Source organism: Comamonas sp. NyZ500 (assembly GCF_016772095.1).
Taxonomy (GTDB): domain Bacteria; phylum Pseudomonadota; class Gammaproteobacteria; order Burkholderiales; family Burkholderiaceae_C; genus Comamonas; species Comamonas thiooxydans.
In genome coordinates, this window is the sequence record NZ_JAEIJE010000022.1 from 12,649 (window position 1) to 32,951 (window position 20,303).

The 20,303-nt window shown below is 63.2% G+C and carries 16 protein-coding genes and 1 riboswitch; of the genes, 7 read left to right on the top strand and 9 right to left on the bottom strand.

Annotated features, from left to right (window positions below; all coding sequences use genetic code 11):
* Window positions 1-154 precede the first annotated feature (154 nt).
* Window positions 155-814, top strand: a complete 660-nt coding sequence (locus tag JAO85_RS22220) for a nitroreductase (protein ID WP_046460931.1) — start codon at window positions 155-157, stop codon at window positions 812-814.
* 131 nt (window positions 815-945) lie between these two features.
* Here JAO85_RS22220 and JAO85_RS22225 read toward each other — a convergent pair whose 3' ends face one another.
* Window positions 946-2,166: an ABC transporter substrate-binding protein gene (locus JAO85_RS22225; RefSeq protein ID WP_034363015.1), complete on the bottom strand. Its 1,221-nt coding sequence runs from the start codon at window positions 2,164-2,166 to the stop codon at window positions 946-948.
* Between the two features lie 184 nt (window positions 2,167-2,350).
* Between JAO85_RS22225 and JAO85_RS22230 the strand changes: the two genes are divergently transcribed.
* Window positions 2,351-3,010 carry a nitroreductase gene (locus tag JAO85_RS22230; RefSeq protein ID WP_202789047.1) on the top strand — a complete coding sequence of 220 codons (660 nt, stop codon included), beginning with the start codon at window positions 2,351-2,353 and terminating at the stop codon, window positions 3,008-3,010.
* An 81-nt stretch (window positions 3,011-3,091) separates the two neighbouring features.
* Window positions 3,092-3,209, top strand: a riboswitch (TPP riboswitch).
* Between the two features lie 259 nt (window positions 3,210-3,468).
* Window positions 3,469-5,412 carry a phosphomethylpyrimidine synthase ThiC gene (gene thiC, locus JAO85_RS22235; RefSeq protein ID WP_039049216.1) on the top strand — a complete coding sequence of 648 codons (1,944 nt, stop codon included), beginning with the start codon at window positions 3,469-3,471 and terminating at the stop codon, window positions 5,410-5,412.
* 305 nt (window positions 5,413-5,717) lie between these two features.
* Here the strand turns inward: thiC and JAO85_RS22240 are convergent, their stop codons facing one another.
* From JAO85_RS22240 to yjgA, 3 genes are all read right to left on the bottom strand, one after another.
* A complete protein-coding gene (locus JAO85_RS22240; RefSeq protein WP_039049162.1) occupies window positions 5,718-6,926 on the bottom strand; it encodes an ABC transporter substrate-binding protein in 1,209 nt (402 codons plus the stop codon).
* Window positions 6,927-7,288: 362 nt separating this feature from the next.
* A complete protein-coding gene (mog, locus tag JAO85_RS22245; protein WP_202789048.1) occupies window positions 7,289-7,900 on the bottom strand; it encodes a molybdopterin adenylyltransferase in 612 nt (203 codons plus the stop codon).
* Window positions 7,893-8,576, bottom strand: coding sequence for a ribosome biogenesis factor YjgA (yjgA, locus tag JAO85_RS22250; protein WP_034389466.1), 684 nt, complete (start codon window positions 8,574-8,576; stop codon window positions 7,893-7,895). The genes mog and yjgA overlap by 8 nt, the downstream gene beginning before the upstream one ends.
* 65 nt (window positions 8,577-8,641) lie before the next feature.
* Between yjgA and pmbA the strand changes: the two genes are divergently transcribed.
* Window positions 8,642-10,063 carry a metalloprotease PmbA gene (gene pmbA / locus JAO85_RS22255; RefSeq protein ID WP_012839320.1) on the top strand — a complete coding sequence of 474 codons (1,422 nt, stop codon included), beginning with the start codon at window positions 8,642-8,644 and terminating at the stop codon, window positions 10,061-10,063.
* Window positions 10,064-10,120: 57 nt separating this feature from the next.
* On the opposite strand, the gene JAO85_RS22260 is transcribed toward pmbA, so the two are convergent.
* Window positions 10,121-10,474, bottom strand: coding sequence for a hypothetical protein (locus JAO85_RS22260; protein ID WP_003069365.1), 354 nt, complete (start codon window positions 10,472-10,474; stop codon window positions 10,121-10,123).
* Window positions 10,475-10,568: 94 nt separating this feature from the next.
* Here JAO85_RS22260 and JAO85_RS22265 point away from each other — a divergent pair, with 94 nt between their 5' ends.
* The 3 genes from JAO85_RS22265 to JAO85_RS22275 all read left to right on the top strand — a co-directional run bounded on the left by JAO85_RS22265 (window position 10,569) and on the right by JAO85_RS22275 (window position 15,016).
* Window positions 10,569-11,123 (top strand): hypothetical protein, encoded by a 555-nt coding sequence (locus tag JAO85_RS22265; RefSeq protein WP_202789049.1) that lies wholly within the window; start codon window positions 10,569-10,571, stop codon window positions 11,121-11,123.
* Window positions 11,124-11,235: 112 nt separating this feature from the next.
* A complete protein-coding gene (locus JAO85_RS22270) occupies window positions 11,236-12,150 on the top strand; it encodes an EamA family transporter (RefSeq protein ID WP_202789050.1) in 915 nt (304 codons plus the stop codon).
* A 259-nt stretch (window positions 12,151-12,409) separates the two neighbouring features.
* The gene (locus JAO85_RS22275) at window positions 12,410-15,016 is read left to right on the top strand and encodes an EAL domain-containing protein (protein ID WP_202789051.1); all 2,607 of its coding nucleotides are present in this window, start codon (window positions 12,410-12,412) and stop codon (window positions 15,014-15,016) included.
* A gap of 170 nt (window positions 15,017-15,186) precedes the next feature.
* Here JAO85_RS22275 and JAO85_RS22280 read toward each other — a convergent pair whose 3' ends face one another.
* From JAO85_RS22280 to JAO85_RS22295, 4 genes are all read right to left on the bottom strand, one after another.
* A complete protein-coding gene (locus JAO85_RS22280; RefSeq protein ID WP_202789052.1) occupies window positions 15,187-15,990 on the bottom strand; it encodes an aldolase/citrate lyase family protein in 804 nt (267 codons plus the stop codon).
* Window positions 15,991-16,123: 133 nt separating this feature from the next.
* Window positions 16,124-17,605, bottom strand: coding sequence for an NAD-dependent succinate-semialdehyde dehydrogenase (locus JAO85_RS22285; RefSeq protein WP_202789053.1), 1,482 nt, complete (start codon window positions 17,603-17,605; stop codon window positions 16,124-16,126).
* 62 nt (window positions 17,606-17,667) lie between these two features.
* The gene (locus tag JAO85_RS22290) at window positions 17,668-19,197 is read right to left on the bottom strand and encodes a UxaA family hydrolase (protein WP_202789054.1); all 1,530 of its coding nucleotides are present in this window, start codon (window positions 19,195-19,197) and stop codon (window positions 17,668-17,670) included.
* A gap of 47 nt (window positions 19,198-19,244) precedes the next feature.
* Window positions 19,245-20,228, bottom strand: coding sequence for a tripartite tricarboxylate transporter substrate binding protein (locus JAO85_RS22295; RefSeq protein ID WP_202789055.1), 984 nt, complete (start codon window positions 20,226-20,228; stop codon window positions 19,245-19,247).
* Window positions 20,229-20,303: the final 75 nt, after the last annotated feature.

Below are 20,303 nucleotides of genomic sequence, written 5' to 3' on the forward strand. Positions count from 1 at the left end.
GTCCATGGATCGCTTGATGCTTCTGCTCTGCCAGTGAAAGCCAACGCCTGTCGTTGGCTTTTTTCATGGTGCTTGCCCGTAGTCGATTTGAGGGGCGAAAGCCCTGCCTGTCCGGCCGAGACTGCTTGCCAACTCAAACCCGAGGCGAGCAATGATGAATGTGGAACAGGCCATGCAGCAGCGCCATTCGGTGCGTGCTTTTTTGCCAAGAAGGGTGGATGCGGCGCTGGTCAGGGATTTGCTGGCGCAGGCCGGACTAGCGGCTTCCGGCGGCAACCTCCAGCCCTGGCGCGTGATAGCGCTGACGGGGGACAGCCTTCAGGCCTTGCGCCAGGCCATGCCTGCGGCGACCCCCAACTCTGATCCGGCCCTGGTCTATCCACCTCAGCTGTGGGAGCCCTATCGCAGCCGCCGCTTTGACAATGGCGAGGATCTCTATCGTTCCATAGGCATGGGGCGTGAGGACAGGAGTGGGCGGTTGCTGCAGTTAGCCCGGAACACTCACATGTTTGGCGCACCTGTAGGCGTATTCGTCGCGGTCGAGAGCCGCATGCTGCATGCGCAGTGGGTGGATCTGGGCATCTATCTGCAATCGCTGATGCTGCTGGCGACCGGAAAGGGACTGGCCACCTGCGCCCAGGGCTTCTGGCGCAATTACAGCGATTTTGTGAGCCGGCATCTGGCGCTGCCGCAGGGCTACCAGATCGCTTTTGGCATGGCTCTGGGCTATGAGGACAGCGCGGCACCCATCAACCAGTGGCGCTCCACCAGGGCAGAGCCCGGGGAATGGTGCGAGATGCGCGGGTTCGAATGAGCCTTGTCTTGATGCCGGTGCGGGTAGTCGCTTGACGCTTCTTCTTGCGTGGCAAGAAGGCGAGGACGAAGCGCAAGGCATCAAGCCGGGTGCCATGCAGGCAGCCCGGCTGCTTCTTCAATGTCGACCGGCTACTTCCACAGAGCGCACTTGCTCTCTTCCTTGGTGGTGAAGACCTGGTCGCCGGGCAGGGTCTTGAGCACCTTGAAGTAATCCCAGGCCTTCTTCGATTCGGCCGGCGTCTTGACCTGCAGCAGATACATGTCGTGAGCGTAGCGGCCGTCGGGGCGGATCACGCCCTTGGCATAGAAGTCCGATAGCGGCGTGGCCTTGAAGCCGGCCATGATCTTGTCGGCGTCCGTCGTGCCCAGCTTCTCGGCCAGCTTCAGATACTGCATGGCGGCCGAGTAGTTGGCTGCCTGCAGCGAGGTGGGCATCTTCTTGAACTTGGCAAAGAAGCGATCCGAGAACTTGCGGCTTTCGGGATTCAGGTCCCAATGCCAGCTGTCGGTGAACATCAGGCCTTCCGTGGCTTTGAGGCCCAGGCTGTGGATGTCGGAGCTGAACAGCAGCAGGCCGGCCAGCTTCATGGTCTTGGTCAGGCCGAACTCGCGTGCCGACTTGATGGCATTGATGGTGTCGCCGCCTGCATTGGCCAGGCCCAGAATCTGGGCCTTGGAGTTCTGGGCCTGCAGCAGGAAGGAAGAGAAGTCGGCTGTGTTCAGCGGGTGCCTGACGTTGCCCAGCACCTTGCCGCCAGCGGCATTGACCACGCGGGTGGTGTCGGCCTCCAGCGCCTGGCCAAAGGCATAGTCGGCCGTCAGAAAGAACCAGCTCTTGCCGCCCAGCTCCACCACTGCCTTGCCCGTGCCCTTGGCCAGCGCCACGGTGTCATAGGCATAGTGCACGAAATAGGGACTGCACTGATCGTTGGTCAGTGCCGAAGTGCCCGCGCCGTTGATGATGTAGACCTTTTTCTTCTCGTCGGCCACCTTGCCCATGGCCAGGCCGGCACTGGAGGTGGTGCCGCCGATCAGCATGTTCATGCCCTGGGTGTCGAACCACTCGCGTGCCTTGCTGGCCGCGATATCGGCCTTGTTTTGGTGGTCGGCCGTCAATACTTCGATGGGCTTGCCCAGCAGCTTGCCGCCAAAGTCGTCCACGGCCATCTGCACCGCCAGAGCACCACCCTTGCCGTCCACATCGGCATAGAGGCCCGACATATCGGTGATGAAGCCGATGCGAATCTTGTCCTGCGCCTGAGCGCCTGCAGCGGTCAGCAGGCATCCCAGTGCCAGCGTCAATGTTCTTGGGGAAAAAACGGTAGCGGAGCAAACAGAGCGAGGCTTCATCAGAGTCATCTCCTGAGGTGGTGAGTACCCGGTCACTGCGACGGGCAGCCAGCATGGTCGCAGTTGGAGCAGGGCGCGCCATCAGGGCAAGCACCGGGGCGGCTGCGACAAGGTATCCACGGCGACTCGGGAAAATGCCGCAAGCTCCTACACTGCACACCAGTGATTTAGGAAAGTAGAAGAGATGGATATTCGTCAAGCATTGCAGCAGCGTCGTTCGGTGCGCGCTTTTCTGCCGCAGGCCGTGGCTGCTGCCATGGTGCGGGACTTGCTGGAGACCGCAGCGCAGGCGCCGTCCGGCGGCAATATGCAGCCCTGGCGTGTGACCGCAGTGGGCGGACAGGCGCTCAAGGATCTGTGCGTCAGGGCCAGGGAGACCGAGGCCGTGCAGCGCCCCGGCCTGTCCTATCCACCCGGTTTGTGGGAGCCCTACCGCAGTCGCCGCTTTGAAAACGGCGAAGATCTGTATCGCTCACTCAATATCGGTCGCGAGGACAAGGCAGCACGTCTGGCCCAGCTGGCCAAGAACGGCCAGATGTTCGGTGCGCCCGTGGGTATTTTCGTGGCCGTGGAGGAGCGCATGGGCTATGCGCAATGGGTGGATCTGGGCATCTATCTGCAGTCCTTCATGCTGCTGGCGGTGGAGAAAGGTCTGGCCACCTGTGCCCAGGGCTTCTGGCGCATGTACAACGACATGCTGATCGAACAGCTGGCATTGCCGGATGGCTACCAGATTGCCTTTGGCATTGCCCTGGGCTACGAGGATGTCAGCGCGCCCATCAACCAGTGGCGCGCAAGCCGTGCTGCCAGCAATGAATGGCTGGCGCTGCAGGGGCTGGATTGAACGGCGGATTAGACGCTTGAGGGTCAGGATAGTTAAACAGCTTCAAGAGTGCGCAAATTGTGGCAAAACCAGCCTATACTGCGTGCAGCTCCGGGGTGTGCGAAAGCGCTGAGATGCCAGTCACTGTGAAAACAGTGCAGGCGAACCCGACGAACTTGATCCGGTTCATACCGGCGGAAGAAGAGCGGGACCCTGACGCAGGGCCGATGGATTGACAGGGCAACTGGCACGAGTGCCAGCCCTGAAAGCCATGGGCACAGCAAACCCCAGGCGCCTCGCGCACTGGGGTTTTGTCTTTTCTGGACAGCCGGTGCGTGAAGAACCAGGCCGAGATTGCAGAATTTCGGCGGCACAGGCCGGATACCCCATAGCGGGCCGTGCCAGTGCAGGGCAAGATCAGAGCAGGGCCGCACTCCACGGAGCGTTTGATGCACTTCAACCGCTTTGAGGAGACTGCGATGAACGCCCCTGATTCCATTTTTACGCCTGCTGCAGGTCATGCCCCCGATGCCGCCCGTTTTGCCGAGCTGCTGGCTCAGTCGCGCCAGCCGTTTCCCGCATCGACCAAGAGCTATCTGAGTGGCGCGCTGCATCCGCAGCTGCGTGTGCCGGTGCGCGATATTGCGCTCACCAATGGAGAGCAGGTCAGCGTCTACGACACCTCGGGCCCCTATACCGATCCCGCCGTACAGATCGACGTGCGCCAGGGCTTGCCCAGCGTGCGAGGTGCCTGGATCGAAGCGCGCGGCGATAGCGAATACTACGTGGGTCGCCTGCGTGTGGCGCTGGACGACGGCGGCAAGCGCGGCGAGGAAGATGCGCGCGTGGACCAACTGCGCGCCGAGGCGGCCGCGCTGCAGCGCCAGCCGCGCCGTGCCAAATCTGGCCAGAACGTGACCCAGATGCACTATGCCAAGCGCGGCATCATCACGCCCGAGATGGAGTATGTGGCCCTGCGTGAAAACGGTCGCCGTGAATGGATGGCGCAGTACCAGCAGGACGCGGCGCGGGAGCTGCGCCTGGCCGGCAACAGCCTGGGCGCAGCGATCCCGAAGATCATCACACCCGAATTCGTGCGCGACGAAGTGGCGCGCGGCCGCGCCATCATTCCGGCCAATATCAACCACCCTGAAATCGAGCCCATGGCCATCGGCCGCAATTTCAAGGTCAAGATCAACGCCAACATCGGCAACTCGGCCGTGACTTCCAGCATCGAGGAAGAGGTGGAAAAGCTGGTCTGGGCGATTCGCTGGGGCGCGGACAATGTCATGGACCTGTCCACCGGCAAGAACATCCACACCACGCGCGACTGGATTGTGCGCAACTCGCCCGTGCCCATCGGCACCGTGCCCATCTATCAGGCGCTGGAAAAGGTCGGCGGCATTGCCGAGGATCTGACCTGGGAGATCTTCCGCGACACGCTGGTCGAGCAGGCCGAGCAGGGCGTGGACTACTTCACCATCCACGCCGGCGTGCGCCTGGCCTACATCCACCTCACGGCCCAGCGCCGCACCGGCATCGTCTCGCGCGGCGGCTCCATCATGGCCAAGTGGTGCATGGCTCATCACCGCGAGAGCTTCCTCTACGAACATTTCGAGGACATCTGCGACATCATGAAGCAGTATGACGTGAGCTTCTCGCTGGGCGATGGCCTGCGTCCCGGCTGCGCGTCGGATGCCAACGACGATGCCCAGTTTGCCGAGCTGGCCACGCTGGGCGAGCTGACGCAGATCGCCTGGAAGCACGATGTGCAGACCATGATCGAAGGCCCTGGCCATGTGCCCATGCACATGATCCAGCAGAACATGACCGAGCAGCTCAAGCACTGCCACGAGGCTCCGTTCTACACCCTGGGCCCGCTGACCATAGACATCGCCCCCGGCTACGACCACATCGCCAGCGCCATCGGCGCGGCCATGATCGGCTGGTTTGGTACGGCCATGCTGTGCTATGTCACGCCCAAGGAGCATCTGGGTCTGCCCGACCGAGACGACGTCAAGCAGGGCATCATCGCCTACAAGATTGCGGCCCATGCGGCCGACGTTGCCAAGGGCCATCCGGGCGCACGCTCGCGCGACGATGCATTGAGCCAGGCACGCTTCGACTTCCGCTGGCAGGACCAGTTCAACCTGGGACTGGATCCCGATACGGCCCAGGCCTACCACGACGAGACCCTGCCCAAGGACAGCGCCAAGGTGGCTCACTTCTGCTCCATGTGCGGACCCAAGTTCTGCTCCATGAAGATCACCCAGGAAGTGCGCGACTTTGCCAAGCAGCAAGGCGTGAGCGCCGAGAACAGCATTGCCGTGGGCATGCAGGCCAAGGCGGCGGAGTTCAATCAGGCGGGCGGCGATTTCTACATTCCCATCGTCAATGCCTCGACCGACACCACGGCACGTTGACCTGAACTGAAGCCGGGCTGCGGCACTTGTGCATCAAGCGCTTTTGCCCGTCGCCATGAAAAAGGCAGGCCGCAGGGCCTGCCTTTTTGCCGAGTGATGCCGCAGGGGCTGCGGCGTTCGGCTTGGAAAGGGTCGCTGGGGACGCCGCCCGTCAGGTCCATCTCGATAAGGCGCAAATATCGCGATGTAAGTTTGTTGCGGATTGACGCCTGGAGCTGCTGGAACTGCTGCCATGAAAAAACGGACAGCTGCCGCGGCTTGCTGTCCGTTTTGCCGGTGCGGGGCGTATGCCTCGCGGGTTCAAGTCACCGCCAGTACTGGCATTTGCTTTCCGCCTTGGTGGTCCAGATCTGCTCGGCTGGCAGCTTCTTGATGATCTTGTAATAGTCCCAGGTGCCCTTGGATTCGGCCGGCGACTTGACCTGCATCAGGTACATATCGTGCACATAGCGGCCGTCTTCACGGATATAGCCCTGGCCGAAGAAGTCGTCGATCTTGGTGCTTTTCAAGGTGGCCATGACCTTGTCGGCATCAAGCGTGCCGGCTTTTTCCACGGCCTTGAGGTAGTTCATGGTGGCCGAGTAGTCGGCAGCCTGGATCTCGCTGGGGCGGCGCTGGGTCTTGGCCATGAAGGCGTCGGCAAACTTGCGCGAGCCATCGTTCATGTCCCAGTACCAGGGGGCGGTGAACTGCATGCCTTCGGTGTTCTTCAGGCCCAGGCTGTGGATGTCGCTGAAGAAGACCAGCAGGCCGGCCAGCTTCATGTTCTTGGTGACGCCGAATTCCTTGGCCGCCTTGATGGAGTTGATGGTGTCTCCGCCGGCATTGGCAAGGCCCAGGATCTGCGCCTTGCTGTTCTGGGCCTGCAGCATGAAGCTGGAGAAGTCGCTGGCGTTGAGCGGCGTCTTGACCGAGCCCAGCACCTTGCCGCCACGTGCTTCGATGATCTTGCTGGTGTCGGCTTCCAGGGCATGGCCGAAGGCATAGTCGGCCGTCACGAAGAACCAGCTCTTGCCGCCCGTGTCCACCACGGCACCGCCCGTGCCCTTGGCCAGGGCCACGGTATCGAAGGCGTAGTGCACGGTATAGGGGCTGCATTGCTCGTTGGTCAGCGCCGAGCTGCCCGCGCCATTGTCGATGAAGACGCGCTTTTTCTCCTGTGCGACCTTGGCCATGGCAAGGGCCGTGGCGGAGTTGGTGCCGCCGAACACCAGGCTGATGCCCTGGGTGTCTATCCATTCGCGGGCCTTGCTGGCCGCAATATCGGCCTTGTTCTGGTGGTCGGCCGTCAGCAGCTCGATGGGCTTGCCCAGTACCTTGCCGCCAAAGTCGTCAATCGCCATCTGTATGGCAACGGCACCGTTTTTGCCTTCCACATCGGCATAGAGGCTGGACATGTCGGTGATGAAGCCGATCTTGACTTTTTCCTGTGCCATGACGGGAGCCGCGAAAGCGGCCGTCAGGGCGAGAGCCAGCAGGCAGGCAGAGGGCGCAGACTGGGACAAGCGATGCATGGAGTCTCCTGAAAATTATGAGAAATGTGGAGAGAGCGTGCAGCGTCCGGTCGGCGGGTGGCCGCTGTCGCTGCATCGCAGCAAACATGCTAGGGGCGGCCCATGCGTCTGGCATCGGGGCAAGCACTTGCGGGAAATCCCAAGGGATACACCTGCTTTGATAGCTTCTAGTGCTTGTTTGTCATAGGTTTCAGATGGATTTATTGCTGAAGTCCATGTATTAAAGGCGCAAAGTGCTTTTATTCTGATAGCGGTTGCAGCGAGATACCCACAGCAGCCATGCCACGTGAGCACCATGAAAAAAGCAGCCCGCAGGCTGCTTTGGTGGGTGTTTTGGCAGGGATTGCACCTGGCGCTGCAGGCTATGCAGTGCGCGGCGCGCGAATCGCGGTCTTGGGGCGAAAGGCCTTGCAGATCTCGTCATGGGTTTCGAGATAGGGGCCGCCGATCAGGTCGATGCAGTAGGGCACGGCAGCAAAGATGCCGTTGACCTTGGATTTGCCGTCGGCGTCCTTGAGGCCTTCCAGCGTCTCGGCAATCGCCTTGGGCTGTCCCGGCAGATTGATGATCAGGCTGCTGCCGCGTATCACCGCCACCTGGCGCGAGAGTATGGCCGTGGGCACAAAAGCCAGGCTGATCTGGCGCATCTGCTCGCCAAAGCCCGGCATTTCCTTGTGGGCCACGGCCAGGGTGGCCTCGGGCGTCACATCGCGCAGCGCGGGGCCGGTGCCGCCGGTGGTCAGCACCAGGCTGCAGCCTGCATCGACCAGCTCGATCAGCGCCGCGCTGATGCCGGCCTGCTCGTCGGGAATCAGGCGCGGCTCGAACTGGATGGGGTTCTTGAGCGCGCGGCTCAGCCATTCCTGCAGCGCGGGCAGGCCCTTGTCTTCATAGACGCCGCTGCTGGCGCGGTCGCTGATGGAGACAATGCCGATCTTCACGGCATCGTGAAGATATACGGGCACATCACTCATCGCCGTCATCCTCGGCGCTCGCACCGGCCTTGCCGGCGCTGGCCAGTTGCTCGCGCACCAGCTGGAACAGGTCGCGGTAGGCGCGGCCCTTGCTGACTTCCTTGGGCTCGGCATCGGGGCCGGCGGCAGCGGCCGCTGCGGCGGCTTGCTCCTTGGCCTTGTCGATGTCCTTGCGCGACTGGCGGATCAGCGAGCGCAGCTGCTGCACATCGGTGCCGGGGAAATGCTCCAGCCAGATGGACAGGGCCGCTTCCTCGACGATCAGGCGGTCGCGCCATTGCTCGGCCACCTGCAGCGACATTTTTTCGCTGGCCGAGCCATTGCGCTGCTCGTCCAGTGCCTGCTTGACGGCCGCGACCTGTTCAGGCGTCAGCTTGCGCATGAGCTTGCCCACATACTGGAGCTGGCGGCGCTTGCCTTCGAAGTTGGTGATGCGCTTGGCCTCGGCCAGCGCGTCGATCAGTTGGTCGGACAGCTGCAGACGCTTGAAGAGGTCGCTGCGCAGCGTCATCAGCTCCTTGCCCAGATCCTGCAGCGCATCACTTTCGCGCTTGAGGTCGGTCTTGGTGGAGTCGTAAGTGCCTTTGAGTTCGGCCTTCAGCTCAAGGTCCAGCTCGCTGCCTTCGGCAACGAACTTTCCGCGAACAAAATAGCCTTTGGTGGGTTTGCGTGACATGGTAAGGGGGCAATATCGGTGGCAGCGCAGAGGGCGCCGCAGTGGCGGCTATCATATCCGCCGCTATGAAAAAACCTCGCTCCAGCAATACAAGCACTTCCAGTGCACAGGCCCAATCCGCACCGCAAGCCGGTTTCAGCTTCAGCCAAGCCTTTTTCGAGGGGCTGGTGGACCAGGCTTTGCAGCATGCCAAAAAGCTGGGTGCGACGGACGCCGGCGCCGAGGCTTCCGAGGGCTGCGGCCTGTCGGTCAGCGTGCGCAAGGGCCAGCTGGAGACCGTGGAGCGCAACCGCGACAAGTCGTTGGGCGTGACCGTCTATCTGGGTCAGCGCCGGGGCAATGCCAGCACCTCGGACTTCTCCGAAGCCGCCATCAAGCAGACCGTGCAGGCCGCCTATGACATCGCGCGCTTCACCGCAGAAGACCCGTTTGCCCGCCTGCCCGACAGCGCAGATATCGCGCTGCCCGGCACGCATCGCGATCTGGATCTGTTCCATCCCTGGGATATCACCAGCGAAGCCGCTGCGGAGATGGCGCTGCGCTGCGAGGAGGCCGCCTTCAAGACCCACCGTCGCGTGAGCAACAGCGAAGGTGCGGGCGTCTCGGCCCAGCAAAGCCATTTCTTCACGGCCCATACCAACGGTTTTCGCGGCGGCTACGCCAGCTCGCGCCACAGCATGTCGGTGGCGCCCATCGCCAAGTTGCCCGGCAAGAATGGCGAGATGCAGCGCGACTACTGGTACAGCTCCATGCGCAACGCGGCCGATCTGGCCTCGCCAGAGGCCGTGGGCCGCTACGCCGCAGAGCGCACGCTGAGCCGTCTGGGCAGCCGCAAGATCCCGACCACCGAATGCCCGGTGCTGTTCGAGTCTCCGCTGGCCGCCGGCCTGCTGGGCAGCTTTGTGCAGGCCGTCAGCGGCAGCGCCCTCTATCGCAAGAGCACGTTCTTGCTCGACTCCATGGGCAAGCCCATCTTCCCCAAGCACATCGATGTCGAGGAAGACCCCTTTGTCCTGGGCGGCAAGGGCAGCTCGCCCTTTGACGAAGAGGGCGTGCGCGTGCAGGCTCGCAAGGTGGTCGATGCCGGCCGCGTGGAAGGCTATTTCCTGTCCAGCTACTCGGCGCGCAAGCTGGGCATGAAGACCACGGGCAATGCCGGCGGTTCGCACAATCTGGTCATGACTTCGCGCCGCACCAAGGCGGGCGACGATCTGGATGCCATGCTCAAGAAGCTGGGCACGGGCCTGTTTGTGGTCGAGCTGATGGGCCAGGGCGTGAACTATGTGACCGGCGACTATTCGCGCGGCGCCAGCGGCTTCTGGGTGGAGAACGGCGAGATCGCTTTCCCCGTGGACGAAATCACGATCGCGGGCAACCTCAAGACCATGTTCAAGGGCATTGAGGCCATCGGAGCCGATGCTTACAACTACGGTGCCAAGACCGTGGGCTCCATGCTGATCAATCGCATGAAGGTGGCCGGCAGCTGATCGCTGTCGGTCGCTCCATGAAAAAAGCAGCCCGGCGGCTGCTTTTTCATTTCTGCATCAGCTCTCGGCTGCGGCCTGAACTATGCAGTGCGAGAGTTTCTCGAAATGCTTGTGGGCATCGGCACTGAGCTCGATCTGCTTGCGTCTGGCATCCTCGGTATCGGCCAGCAGGATCCAGCCTTTCTGGCGCATGGATTTCAGACGGGTGTGAATCGTGGCCGGAGACCCGAGTTCACGCTGGGCCATCAGGTCCCGGACGCAAAGACGCTCCTGGCGCGTGCCGGCATTGGCGATTTGCTCCAGCAGGCGTTCCTCCAGTGGATCCAGTGCGGGCAGCACTGGCAGGTTGCGGATGGTCGCTGCCAGGTGCAGAAAGCGTAAATAGATATCGGCAGACAGGGACTTTGGCATGAGAAGGCAAAAACAGGCGACGCGCCGCTAACGAAGAGCGAATAAACGGCACTCATAATACTGTGCAGACAGTGAACAAGCTCGGCGGCAGCGCATGAAGAACATTTGGACGCAATTTTCGGTGGCGGTTATCACGGCTTTGCTGTTCCTGGCGATGCTGGCTCTTAATCAGTGGATTTTCTCCGAACTGGAATTTGTCAGGGGCGTCAACTGGGTTTACCTGCCTGCAGGCGCTCGTCTGCTTTGTACCCTGCTTTTTGCGGAGGCGGGCGTGGCCGGGCTTTTCGTCGTGTCATGGCTGGTCTGCAACTTCTACTTTTTCCCGGATGACTGGCTGCGGGCATTTGCGGGCGGCATCATGGCCACGCTTGCCCCTTATGGCACCTATTGCGCAGCTCGTAAATGGATGGGGCTCGGGCGATCTCTCAGTGATCTCACGCCGCGTCGCCTGCTGTGGCTCAGTGTTATTTACGGACTGAGCAATGCCTTGCTGCACCAGGCCTGGTCCGTGGTCATAGGGGATGGTTTTCAGATGGACCAGCTTCTGGTGATGATCCTGGGCGACTTCAGCGGCACTTTGATCGTCCTGTATGTATTCAAGGCCTTGCTCATGCTGCCGATCAAAGTGGACCGGTATCTGCTCAAGTAAGACCGTTTGCAGTCCCGGTATTCGATTTGACCGCTTTCGCAGCCAGTCATGACTGATGGCAAGTCATACTAGGGGGCTTGATCTAGAAAATCCAATCTCAGTTGTCAGTGTCATGAGTTCTGCATCCTCACCCACCTCCGGCATGAGCCGTCCGGACTGGCTCAGTGCCATCATCGTCATCGTGGTCTGGGGTCTCAATTTCGTGGTCATGAAGTGGGGGCTGGCCAAGCTCTCGCCCCTGTTGCTGTGCGCACTGCGCTTTGCCGCGGCATCGCTGCCGTTTCTGCTGTTCGTGCGTCCGCCCAAAAATCTTTCCTGGGGTCTGCTGGCCGCCTACGGCCTGGTGCAAGGGGTCGGGCAGTTCGGCCTGCTGTTCACCGGCATGAAGCTGGGCATGCCTGCCGGCATGGCATCCGTGGTGCTTCAGACCCAGGCCTTCATCACCATGCTGCTGGCGGCTGCGTTCTTGCACGAGAAACCGCAGCGCTGGCAATGGCTGGGCCTGCTCATCGCTCTTGCCGGACTGCTGCTGATCGGTGCAGCCCATGGTGAGGGGACATCGGATATGACGCTGATCGGTTTTGTGCTGACCGTGGGCGCCGCGGCCATGTGGGCCGGCTCGAACCTGCTGACGCGGATGGCGGCCAAGCAAGGCTCGTATGAGCCGGTGTCCTTCATCGTCTGGACCAGCGTCTTCCCCATGCTGCCGCTGCTGTTGCTGTCCCTGTGGGTGGATGGCGCGGATTCGGTGGCTTCGCAGCTGCAGTCCATAGGCTGGAGCGAGCTTGGGGTGGTCGCCTATCTGGCTTTTCTGTCCACCTTGCTGGGCTATGGTCTGTGGACGCGGTTGCTGCAGCGCTATGCAGCCAGCACCGTGGCCCCTTTGTCGCTGCTGGTGCCGGTGATCGGTCTGCTGTCGGCCATGCTGCTGCTGGGAGAAGCTCCCAATGGCCTGCAATGGCTGGGCACGCTGGGCGTTCTGCTGGGCATGGTGGTCAACCAATTTGGCGGCAAATGGCGACGCTGAGACACCGGCTGGCTGATAGCCGGGCACACCGCTGCTCTGCCGCAGCGGCTGGTGACTGCCCGGCAGAGCACTTTGCCAGCGCAGCACGGGCTCGCAAGTCAATAGCTGTTGTCGATCAAAGTTTTTTTGAACACTTGGACTGAATCACGAATATTGAATCTCGTTTTCGTCATTATTATTGCCTGCATCCAGATAAAAGCATGACTTTTCCATTCCGGATTCGAGCCGGCCTGGGATGCGAATATGCAAAGGAATAATGATGCGAGAGGGAGATATTGGCGCGATGCCTCCTGAGCTGCAGCTGGCCCAGCTGCAGGCCTTGGACAGGGTCATGGCCATGGCTGAATTTGGCCTGGATGGGTCGTTGCACCGTGCCAATGACAACTATCTGCAGCTCATGGGCTTTACGCGTGAGCAGTCTCTGGGCCGCCCACATCGCAGCTTTTGCTCTGCGCGTCTGGCCGACAGTGCCAGGTATCGGGAAATCTGGACGCATCTGTGCGCAGGCAATGCCTACTCCGGAGTGGTGGAGCGACTACGCAGCGATGGCAGCAGTTGCTGGCTGGAGGCTACCTATTCACCGGTGATGGATGCCCAGGGCCGGGTGATGCATATTCTGAAGATCGCTACCGACGTCACGCAGCGGCGAGCCCGGGAGCAGGCGCAGCAGGAGCACTTGCGTCGCTTGTCCCTGGTGGCCGATGCCTCCGACACGGCAGTGGTCATCAGTGATGGAAGCTCACGCATCGTGCATGTCAACGGCGGCTTTACGCGCATGTTCGGCTGGCGCACCGAGGAGGTCGCGGGGCGCATGCCGATTGCCTTGCTGGCTCCTCAGGCGTCCGAGGCCTTTGTGGACCACTATCGCGCGGAATTGCGCGCCGGCCAGCCTGTGGGGCGTGAGGAAATCGTGGTCGGCAAGCATGGACAGCGCTACTGGGCCAAGGTCATCAGCAACCCCATCCTCGACGCGGACGGGCGCTGGCAATACACGGTTTCGATGCTGACCGATATCACGCGCTCCAAGATGCATGAGGCCTTGCAGCACCGCGTGCTGGAAGCCATGGCGCGCGAGCGGCCGCTGGCGGAGGTGCTGGAGATGGTGTGCCAGGAGGTCGAGAGGATTGCTCCGGAGGTGACGGCATCGATTCTCGAGGTGGATGCCCAGGGGCTGCTCCATCCGCTGGCCGGACCAAGCCTGCCGCATTCTTATTCAGCGCTGCTAGACGGGGTGGCCATAGGGCCGAATGTGGGCTCCTGCGGAACGGCGGCCTGGCGCAACGCGCCGGTGCTGGTGGACGATATTGCACATGATCCGTTGTGGACGGATTTCAAGCACCTGATCCTGCCGCTGGGGTTCAAAGCCTGCTGGTCCACTCCCATCTGCAACAGCGGCGGCAAGCCGATCGGTACTTTCGCGTTCTATTACCGGGAGCAACTGACCGGGGATGCCTCGGCTTTTCACCAGCAACTGGTGGATGCCTGCATCCATCTGTGCGCCCTGGCGCTGGAGCGTGAGCTGTCGCGCGCGCGCATTCGTCAGCTGGCTTTCTACGACGGACTGACCGGATTGCCCAATCGAAGCCTGCTGCAGGCCAAGGCCGATCAGGCGATTGCATCAGCTGCCGGCAATGACGAGCAGTTGGCGGTGCTGTTCATCGACCTGGACCGGTTCAAGCAGGTCAATGATTCTCTGGGTCATCCTGTGGGGGATGAATTGCTGCGCAATGTCGCGACGCGATTACAGCGCGTGCTGCGCAGCTCCGATATTGCCGGGCGTTTGTCGGGTGACGAGTTTGTTGCCGTGCTGCCGCAATGCGATGCGGAGCATGTGGCCAATACCATCGAACGCCTGCAGGAGTTGCTGGCAGAGCCCCTGAATATCGCCGACACCTCGCTGTCCATATCCGCCAGCGTGGGCATTGCAATGTTTCCCATGGACGGCCGGGATATGGAGACCCTGGTGCACCGCGCCGACATGGCCATGTACCAGGCCAAGAGCAAGGGGCGCGGCCGTTTCTGTTTCTTCAGCAGCGAAATGAACCGCTTGGCCCAGGAGCGCCTGGCATTGGAGACTGCGCTGCGCAAGGCGCTCAAAAGCGGCGGCCTGCGCCTGCACTATCAGCCTCAGATCGAAATGGCCACCGGCCGTCTGTATGGCGTGGAGGCACTGGCGCGCTGGACCCATGCCGAGCTGGGCGAGATTTCGCCTGCCCGCTTTATCCCGCTGGCAGAAGAGTGCGGGCTGATCGCCGATCTGGGAAGCTGGGCACTGGAAGAGGCCTGTCGCCAGCTGTCGCAGTGGCGGGCCAAGGGGATGGAAGTCCCCGCGGTGTCGGTCAATCTGTCGCCATCGAGCTTTCACAATCTGGATTTGCCACGAATGATCGCCGACACGCTGGACCGAAACGATCTGGTGCCGCAGGACCTGACCCTGGAGCTGACGGAAAGCATTTTGCTGGACACCAACCCCAGCACCATGAAGACCATCAACGAGGTGCATGCGCATGGCGTGCGCCTGTCCATGGATGATTTCGGCACCGGCTACTCCAGCCTCAGCTATCTGCGCCGGCTGCCGGTCAGCGAACTCAAGCTGGATCGCAGCTTCGTGGCCGATCTTGAGCACGACGAGGCGGCTCGGGCGTTGAGCAGTGCTATTTTGGGCATTGGCAAGAGTCTGCACCTGACCGTGGTGGCGGAAGGGGTGGAGACGCCAACGCAGAGCGTGATGCTGTGCGAGCAGGGCTACCCGGTGGCGCAAGGCTTTCTGTTCGCCCGGCCGCTGGCACCGAAGGAGTTTGAGCATTGGCTGGCTGCCAACCCGGCTTCCCCGGTGCCGACCGCGCCAGGCGCCGTCGCTGCATGAACTTGTCGTGCGGAGGTTCGGCACAGATCGCTCCGGCAGCGATGAAGTGATGTGCAGATGTGGCTGAGAGGCCACGCGCATTGTGATGCTGCCCTGGCTTTGGCGGCTGTTCGGCATCTTCGTCAGGATATGCGGGCATGGTTGCAACTTCAACGTTGTGCCTCAAGGCTTCAGTAGGCGGCTCCTGGCAGTGCCGGGGCCGCCACCGTGGAGCCGGCAAACTGGGTACGCAGCTTGCGCGCGGCATTCACGAACATCAACACATCCACACCCACGGCTACAAAGCTGCAGCCGAGCTGAAGGTAGCGCTGTGCCAGCGCGGGGTCCGAGGTCAGCGTACCTGCAGCCTTGCCGCTGGCAACAATGGTCTGCATCGCTGCCTCGATGGCGGCCTGCACCTCGGGGTGGCCGGGGTTGCCGCGGTGGCCCATGGAGGCTGCCAGGTCGGCAGGACCTATGAAGACGCCGTGCACGCCGTCCACGGCGCAGATGGCTTCGAGATTTTTCAGGGCCGTGGTGGTCTCGGCCTGCACCAGCAGACAGACCTCGTCGTCGGCCACATTCAGATAGTCGGCGCGGCTGCTCCACTGAGAGGCACGTCCCACGGCACTGCCGACGCCGCGCACGCCAAGAGGCGGGTATTGCGTGGCGGCCACGATGGCCTGGGCCTGGTCTGCCGTGTCCACCATGGGCACGAGCAGCGTCTTGACGCCGATGTCCAGCATCTGCTTGATCAGGGCCGTGCTGCCTTCCACGACTCGCACCACCGGTTGAGCCGGGTGCGGGGCCACGGCCTGCAGTGCGGCCAGGGTGCTGCGCAGATCGTTGGGCGCATGCTCGCCGTCGATCAGCAACCAGTCATAGCCTGTGGTGGCGGCAGCTTCGGCCAGGTAGGGGGCGGCCATGGACAGCCACAGCCCGATCTGGGGCAGGCGTGCGGCGATGGCGGTCTTGAAGGGGTTCAGTGCGGGCATGGGGGTCTCGATTCAGTGAAAGGGCTGAGTGCAGGTGAATAGGCGCGGGGCCTGTAACTGGCGCGGCCCAAGCCAGAGACGCCAAGCAAGGGCCTGGGCTGACCGCGCAGCTCTTCCGGGTGGTGTTCTGCATTCAATCCAATCCACCTTGGCAGACGTATTTGATGTGCAGGTAATCGTCGAGCCCGTGGGTCGAGCCTTCGCGGCCGTAGCCTGACTCCTTGACACCGCCAAAGGGGGCGGCCTCGGCGGCCAGTGCGCCTTCGTTGACGCCCACGATGCCCGATTCCAGGGCATCGGCGACGCGCCAGATGCGGCGTAGGTCCTGGCTGTAGAAATAGGCGGCCAGACCGAACGGCGTGTCGTTGGCCGCGGCGATGACCTCGGCCTCGTCGTCGAACACGGTCAGCGGGGCCACGGGGCCGAAGGTCTCTTCGCAGGCGCAGGCCATGGCCGCAGTGGCACCGGAGAGCACGGTGGGGGCGTAGTAGGTGGGACCCAGCTCGGGCAGGCGGCGGCCGCCCGTGAGCACCTTGGCGCCCTTGGCCACCGCGTCCTCCACATGGCGGGCGATTTTCTCGACCGCGCGGTCGTTGATCATGGGGCCGATCTGCGAGGCCGGGTCGCTGGCCGGGCCCACGTGCAGGGCCGCCACACGGGCGCTGAGTTGCTGGGCAAAGGCCTCGTGCACCGAGCGGTGCACAAAGACGCGATTGGGGCAGACGCAGGTCTGGCCGCCGTTGCGGAACTTGGCGGCCATGAAGCCGTCCACGGCCGCAGCCACATCGGCGTCCTCGAAAACGATGAAGGGCGCATTGCCGCCCAGTTCGAGCGAGAGCTTTTTGAGGGTGTCGGCGCTGCGGCGCGCCAAGTGCTTGCCCACGGGCGTGGAGCCGGTGAAGGTGATCTTGCGCACGCGGCTGTCATCCAGCCATTGATCGACCACCTCGGGCGTGCGCTCGCGCGAGGCCGTGACGATATTGAGCACGCCGGCAGGCACGCCGGCTTCATGTGCCAGCAGCACCAGGGCCAGCGAGGTCAGCGGTGTGTCCTCGGCCGGCTTGCAGACCACGGTGCAGCCCGCAGCCAGGGCCGGCGCGATCTTGCGCGCAATCATGGCGGCCGGGAAATTCCAGGGCGTGATGGCGGCGACCACGCCCACGGGTTCGAGCAGGGCGAACATGCGCCGGCCCGGCACGGGCGCGGGAATGACTTCGCCATTCATGCGCGTGGCGGCCTCGCCGAACCATTCGATATAGCTGGCGGCATAGGCCACTTCGCCCTTGCCTTCGGCCAGGGGCTTGCCCTGCTCCAGCGAGATCAGCGTGCCCAGATCGTCCTGATGGGCCAGCACCAGATCGTTCCAGCGCTTGATGATGGCAGCGCGCTGCTTGGCCGGCAGCTTGCGCCAGGCGGGCAGGGCTGCCTGGGCGGCGTTCACGGCGGCGCGCGCATCGGCCGCACCTGAATCGGGAACGCTGGTGATGGTGTTGCCCGTGGCCGGATCGGTCACGGCAAAGCTGGCGCCGCTGGCAGCAGGCGTCCAGGCACCGGCGATGAAGTTGGCGCTGCGCTGCAGTTCGGTGCGTTGCAGTCTGAGTGGCGTGGCGTTCATGGTGAAAATCGCAGAAAGTGAAGATCGGATAAGGGCGCAAAGCTCTGGAAGATGCGTTTTCCTCAGCTCACGATGCCCAGATGCCAGGGCACGAATTCGTGGTCGCCCAGTCCCAAGGCTTCGCTCTTGGTTGGTTCGCCGCTGGCATGGCGCAGGATCTGCTCGAAGATCTGCTGGCCCAGCTCGGGCACGCTCAGCTCTCCGTCGACGACCACGCCGCAGTTGATGTCCATGTCTTCCTGCAGGCGCTGGTACATGGGCGTGTTGCTGGCCAGCTTGATGGTGGGTGCAGGCTTGCTGCCGAACATGGAGCCGCGGCCCGTGGTGAAGCAGATCAATTGGGCGCCGCTGGCGATCTGGCCGGTGGAGGCCACCGGGTCGTAGCCAGGCGAGTCCATGAAGACGAAGCCGTGCTCGGTGATGGGCTCGGCGTATTCATAGACGGCGCGCAGCGGCGTGGTGCCGCCCTTCATGGCGCTGCCCAGGGACTTTTCAAAGATGTTGGCCAGGCCGCCGGCCTGGTTGCCATGACCGACCACGCCGTTGAACTGGGCGTTCTGGCCGGCTGCATAGCGTTCCCACCAGGCCAGGCGGTCCAGCAGCTTCTGGCCGACTTCGGGACTGATGGCGCGGCGCGTGAGCATGAACTCCACGCCGTGGATCTCGGGCGTCTCGGACAGAATGGCCGTGCCGCCGTGGCGCACCAGAATGTCCATGGCCGCGCCCAGGCCGGGGTTGGCCGTGATGCCCGAAAAACCGTCCGAGCCGCCGCATTCCAGGCCGATCTTGAGGTGACTGGCAGCGACGGTGCTGCGCTGGGCCTGGTTGGCGATGGGCAGCATTTCTTCGATGGCGGCAATGCCGGCCGCGATGGTGGCGCGTGTGCCGCCCACTTCCTGCATCACCAGGGTGCGCAGCAACTGGCCTTCCTTGAGGCCTTGCGAATCCACCAAGGCATCGACCTGGTTGCGTTCGCAGCCCAGACCCACGATGAGCACGCCCGCCAGGTTGGGATGGCGCGCATAGCCGGCCAGGGTGCGGCGCAGCACGTCGAAGTGCTCGCTGGGCGAGGACATGCCGCAGCCGCTGTTCTGGGCAAAGGCGGCCACGCCATCCACATTGGGAAAGGCTGCCAGCCGCTCGGGCGTGAAGTGGGCGGCGATGCGCTTGATCACGGTGGCCGAGCAGTTGACCGAGGACAGGATGCCGATGAAGTTGCGCGTGCCCACGCCGCCGCCCGCTCGCACAAACCCCTGGAAAGTGGCGCGCTGTTCCTCGGGCACATACTGGACGGGCCGTACGTCGGCACCGAACGAGGGGTCGCGGTAGTAGTCCACCAGCTTGAGGTTGTGGCTGTGCACATAGTCGCCAGGCTCCAGGTCGCGTGTGGCGACGCCGATCACCGTGTCGTACTTCTTGACCTGCTCGCCCTCGGCGATGCGGCGTGCCGCGATCTTGTGGCCGGCCGGCACCTGGGCGCGCGTGCGCACTCCCAGCTCGGGAATGTCCTGGCCCAGGGCCAGGGCGGTCTTGGCCACCAGCACATTGTCGTTGGGGTGCAGGTGCAGCAGGGAAGAAGAGGAGGAGAGCATCTTGGAGTCCGGGGATGGCGGGCCTGAGGCGGTGGGGACGCGGCGCGTCAGCGCATCAGGTCGCGCAGCTTGAGTTTGTCGATGAGCAGGGTCTCCTTCTGGTAGACCGTGTTCACATATTTGGCATAGTCGGGGCCGTCCAGGTAGAGCAAGGGCGCGTCCAGCCTGTCGGCCACGGCCTTGAACTCGGGGCTGGCCACGGCCTGGCGGAAGGCATCGCGCAGCTTGGCTTCGACCGCGGGCGGCAGGCCCTTGGGCGCGCCGATGCCGTTGGGCGCATCGACGACCACGTTGTAGCCCAGGTCCTTGAGCGTGGGCACCTCCTTGAAGCGCGGCGTGCGCTGCTCGCCCCAGGTGGCCAGCAGGCGCAGCTTGCCGGCTTCCACATGTGGAGCCCAGGAGCTGGAGTCGGCCAGCGCATCCACATGGCCGCCCAGCACGCCCTGCAGCGCCTCGGCGCCGCCCTTGTAGGGCACGTGGCTGAGCTGTATGCCGGCTGCGGCCGCAAATTCCTCCATGCCCACATGCGTGGCGCCGCCCACGCCGGCGTGGGCGTAAGTGATGCTGCCGGGCTTGGCCTTGGCGGCGGCGACGAAGTCCTGCAAGGTCTTGAAGCGCGAGTTGGCCGGCACGGCGATACCGAAGGTCTGGCCCGAGGTGCGCGCGATATAGGTGTAGTCCTTGCGCGGATCGGCCTGCAGCGTGCCCAGCTGGGAGAAGCGCGTGACCGAGATCGGGATCTGGCCGATGGTGTAGCCGTCGGGCTTCGCCGACGCCAGGGCCTTGGAGCCGATCATGCCCGAGGCTCCGGCGCGGTTTTCCACTGCAATCGCCTGGCCCAGGATGCGGCTGGCCACGGTGCACAGCGCGCGCATGGACTGGTCGGCCGTGCCGCCGGCAGGCCAGGGGCAGATGAAGGTGATGGGGCGCTCGGGCCAGGTCTGGGCCAGCAGGCGGGTGGAAGTGCCGAGCGTGGCTGCGCCGAGGGTGCCGAGCACAAAGCTGCGTCGGCTGCTGTGTGGGGGGATCATCGCTTGTCTCCTGTCGTTATATGAACTGCCAGCCCCGATTGTTCAAAACTGCTCCATGACAATCCAATGAAAAGA

What these genes read in the sequence shown, in the direction of transcription:
- pmbA (WP_012839320.1), top strand. Translation starts at nt 8,642, where the DNA reads ATGAAAAAACCTCGCTCCAGCAATACAAGCACTTCCAGTGCACAGGCC.
- JAO85_RS22295 (WP_202789055.1), bottom strand. Translation starts at nt 20,228, where the DNA reads ATGATCCCCCCACACAGCAGCCGACGCAGCTTTGTGCTCGGCACCCTC.
- yjgA (WP_034389466.1), bottom strand. Translation starts at nt 8,576, where the DNA reads ATGTCACGCAAACCCACCAAAGGCTATTTTGTTCGCGGAAAGTTCGTT.
- JAO85_RS22265 (WP_202789049.1), top strand. Translation starts at nt 10,569, where the DNA reads ATGAAGAACATTTGGACGCAATTTTCGGTGGCGGTTATCACGGCTTTG.
- mog (WP_202789048.1), bottom strand. Translation starts at nt 7,900, where the DNA reads ATGAGTGATGTGCCCGTATATCTTCACGATGCCGTGAAGATCGGCATT.
- JAO85_RS22225 (WP_034363015.1), bottom strand. Translation starts at nt 2,166, where the DNA reads ATGAAGCCTCGCTCTGTTTGCTCCGCTACCGTTTTTTCCCCAAGAACA.
- thiC (WP_039049216.1), top strand. Translation starts at nt 3,469, where the DNA reads ATGAACGCCCCTGATTCCATTTTTACGCCTGCTGCAGGTCATGCCCCC.
- JAO85_RS22260 (WP_003069365.1), bottom strand. Translation starts at nt 10,474, where the DNA reads ATGCCAAAGTCCCTGTCTGCCGATATCTATTTACGCTTTCTGCACCTG.
- JAO85_RS22230 (WP_202789047.1), top strand. Translation starts at nt 2,351, where the DNA reads ATGGATATTCGTCAAGCATTGCAGCAGCGTCGTTCGGTGCGCGCTTTT.
- JAO85_RS22240 (WP_039049162.1), bottom strand. Translation starts at nt 6,926, where the DNA reads ATGCATCGCTTGTCCCAGTCTGCGCCCTCTGCCTGCCTGCTGGCTCTC.
- JAO85_RS22270 (WP_202789050.1), top strand. Translation starts at nt 11,236, where the DNA reads ATGAGTTCTGCATCCTCACCCACCTCCGGCATGAGCCGTCCGGACTGG.
- JAO85_RS22285 (WP_202789053.1), bottom strand. Translation starts at nt 17,605, where the DNA reads ATGAACGCCACGCCACTCAGACTGCAACGCACCGAACTGCAGCGCAGC.
- JAO85_RS22275 (WP_202789051.1), top strand. Translation starts at nt 12,410, where the DNA reads ATGCGAGAGGGAGATATTGGCGCGATGCCTCCTGAGCTGCAGCTGGCC.
- JAO85_RS22280 (WP_202789052.1), bottom strand. Translation starts at nt 15,990, where the DNA reads ATGCCCGCACTGAACCCCTTCAAGACCGCCATCGCCGCACGCCTGCCC.
- JAO85_RS22290 (WP_202789054.1), bottom strand. Translation starts at nt 19,197, where the DNA reads ATGCTCTCCTCCTCTTCTTCCCTGCTGCACCTGCACCCCAACGACAAT.
- JAO85_RS22220 (WP_046460931.1), top strand. Translation starts at nt 155, where the DNA reads ATGAATGTGGAACAGGCCATGCAGCAGCGCCATTCGGTGCGTGCTTTT.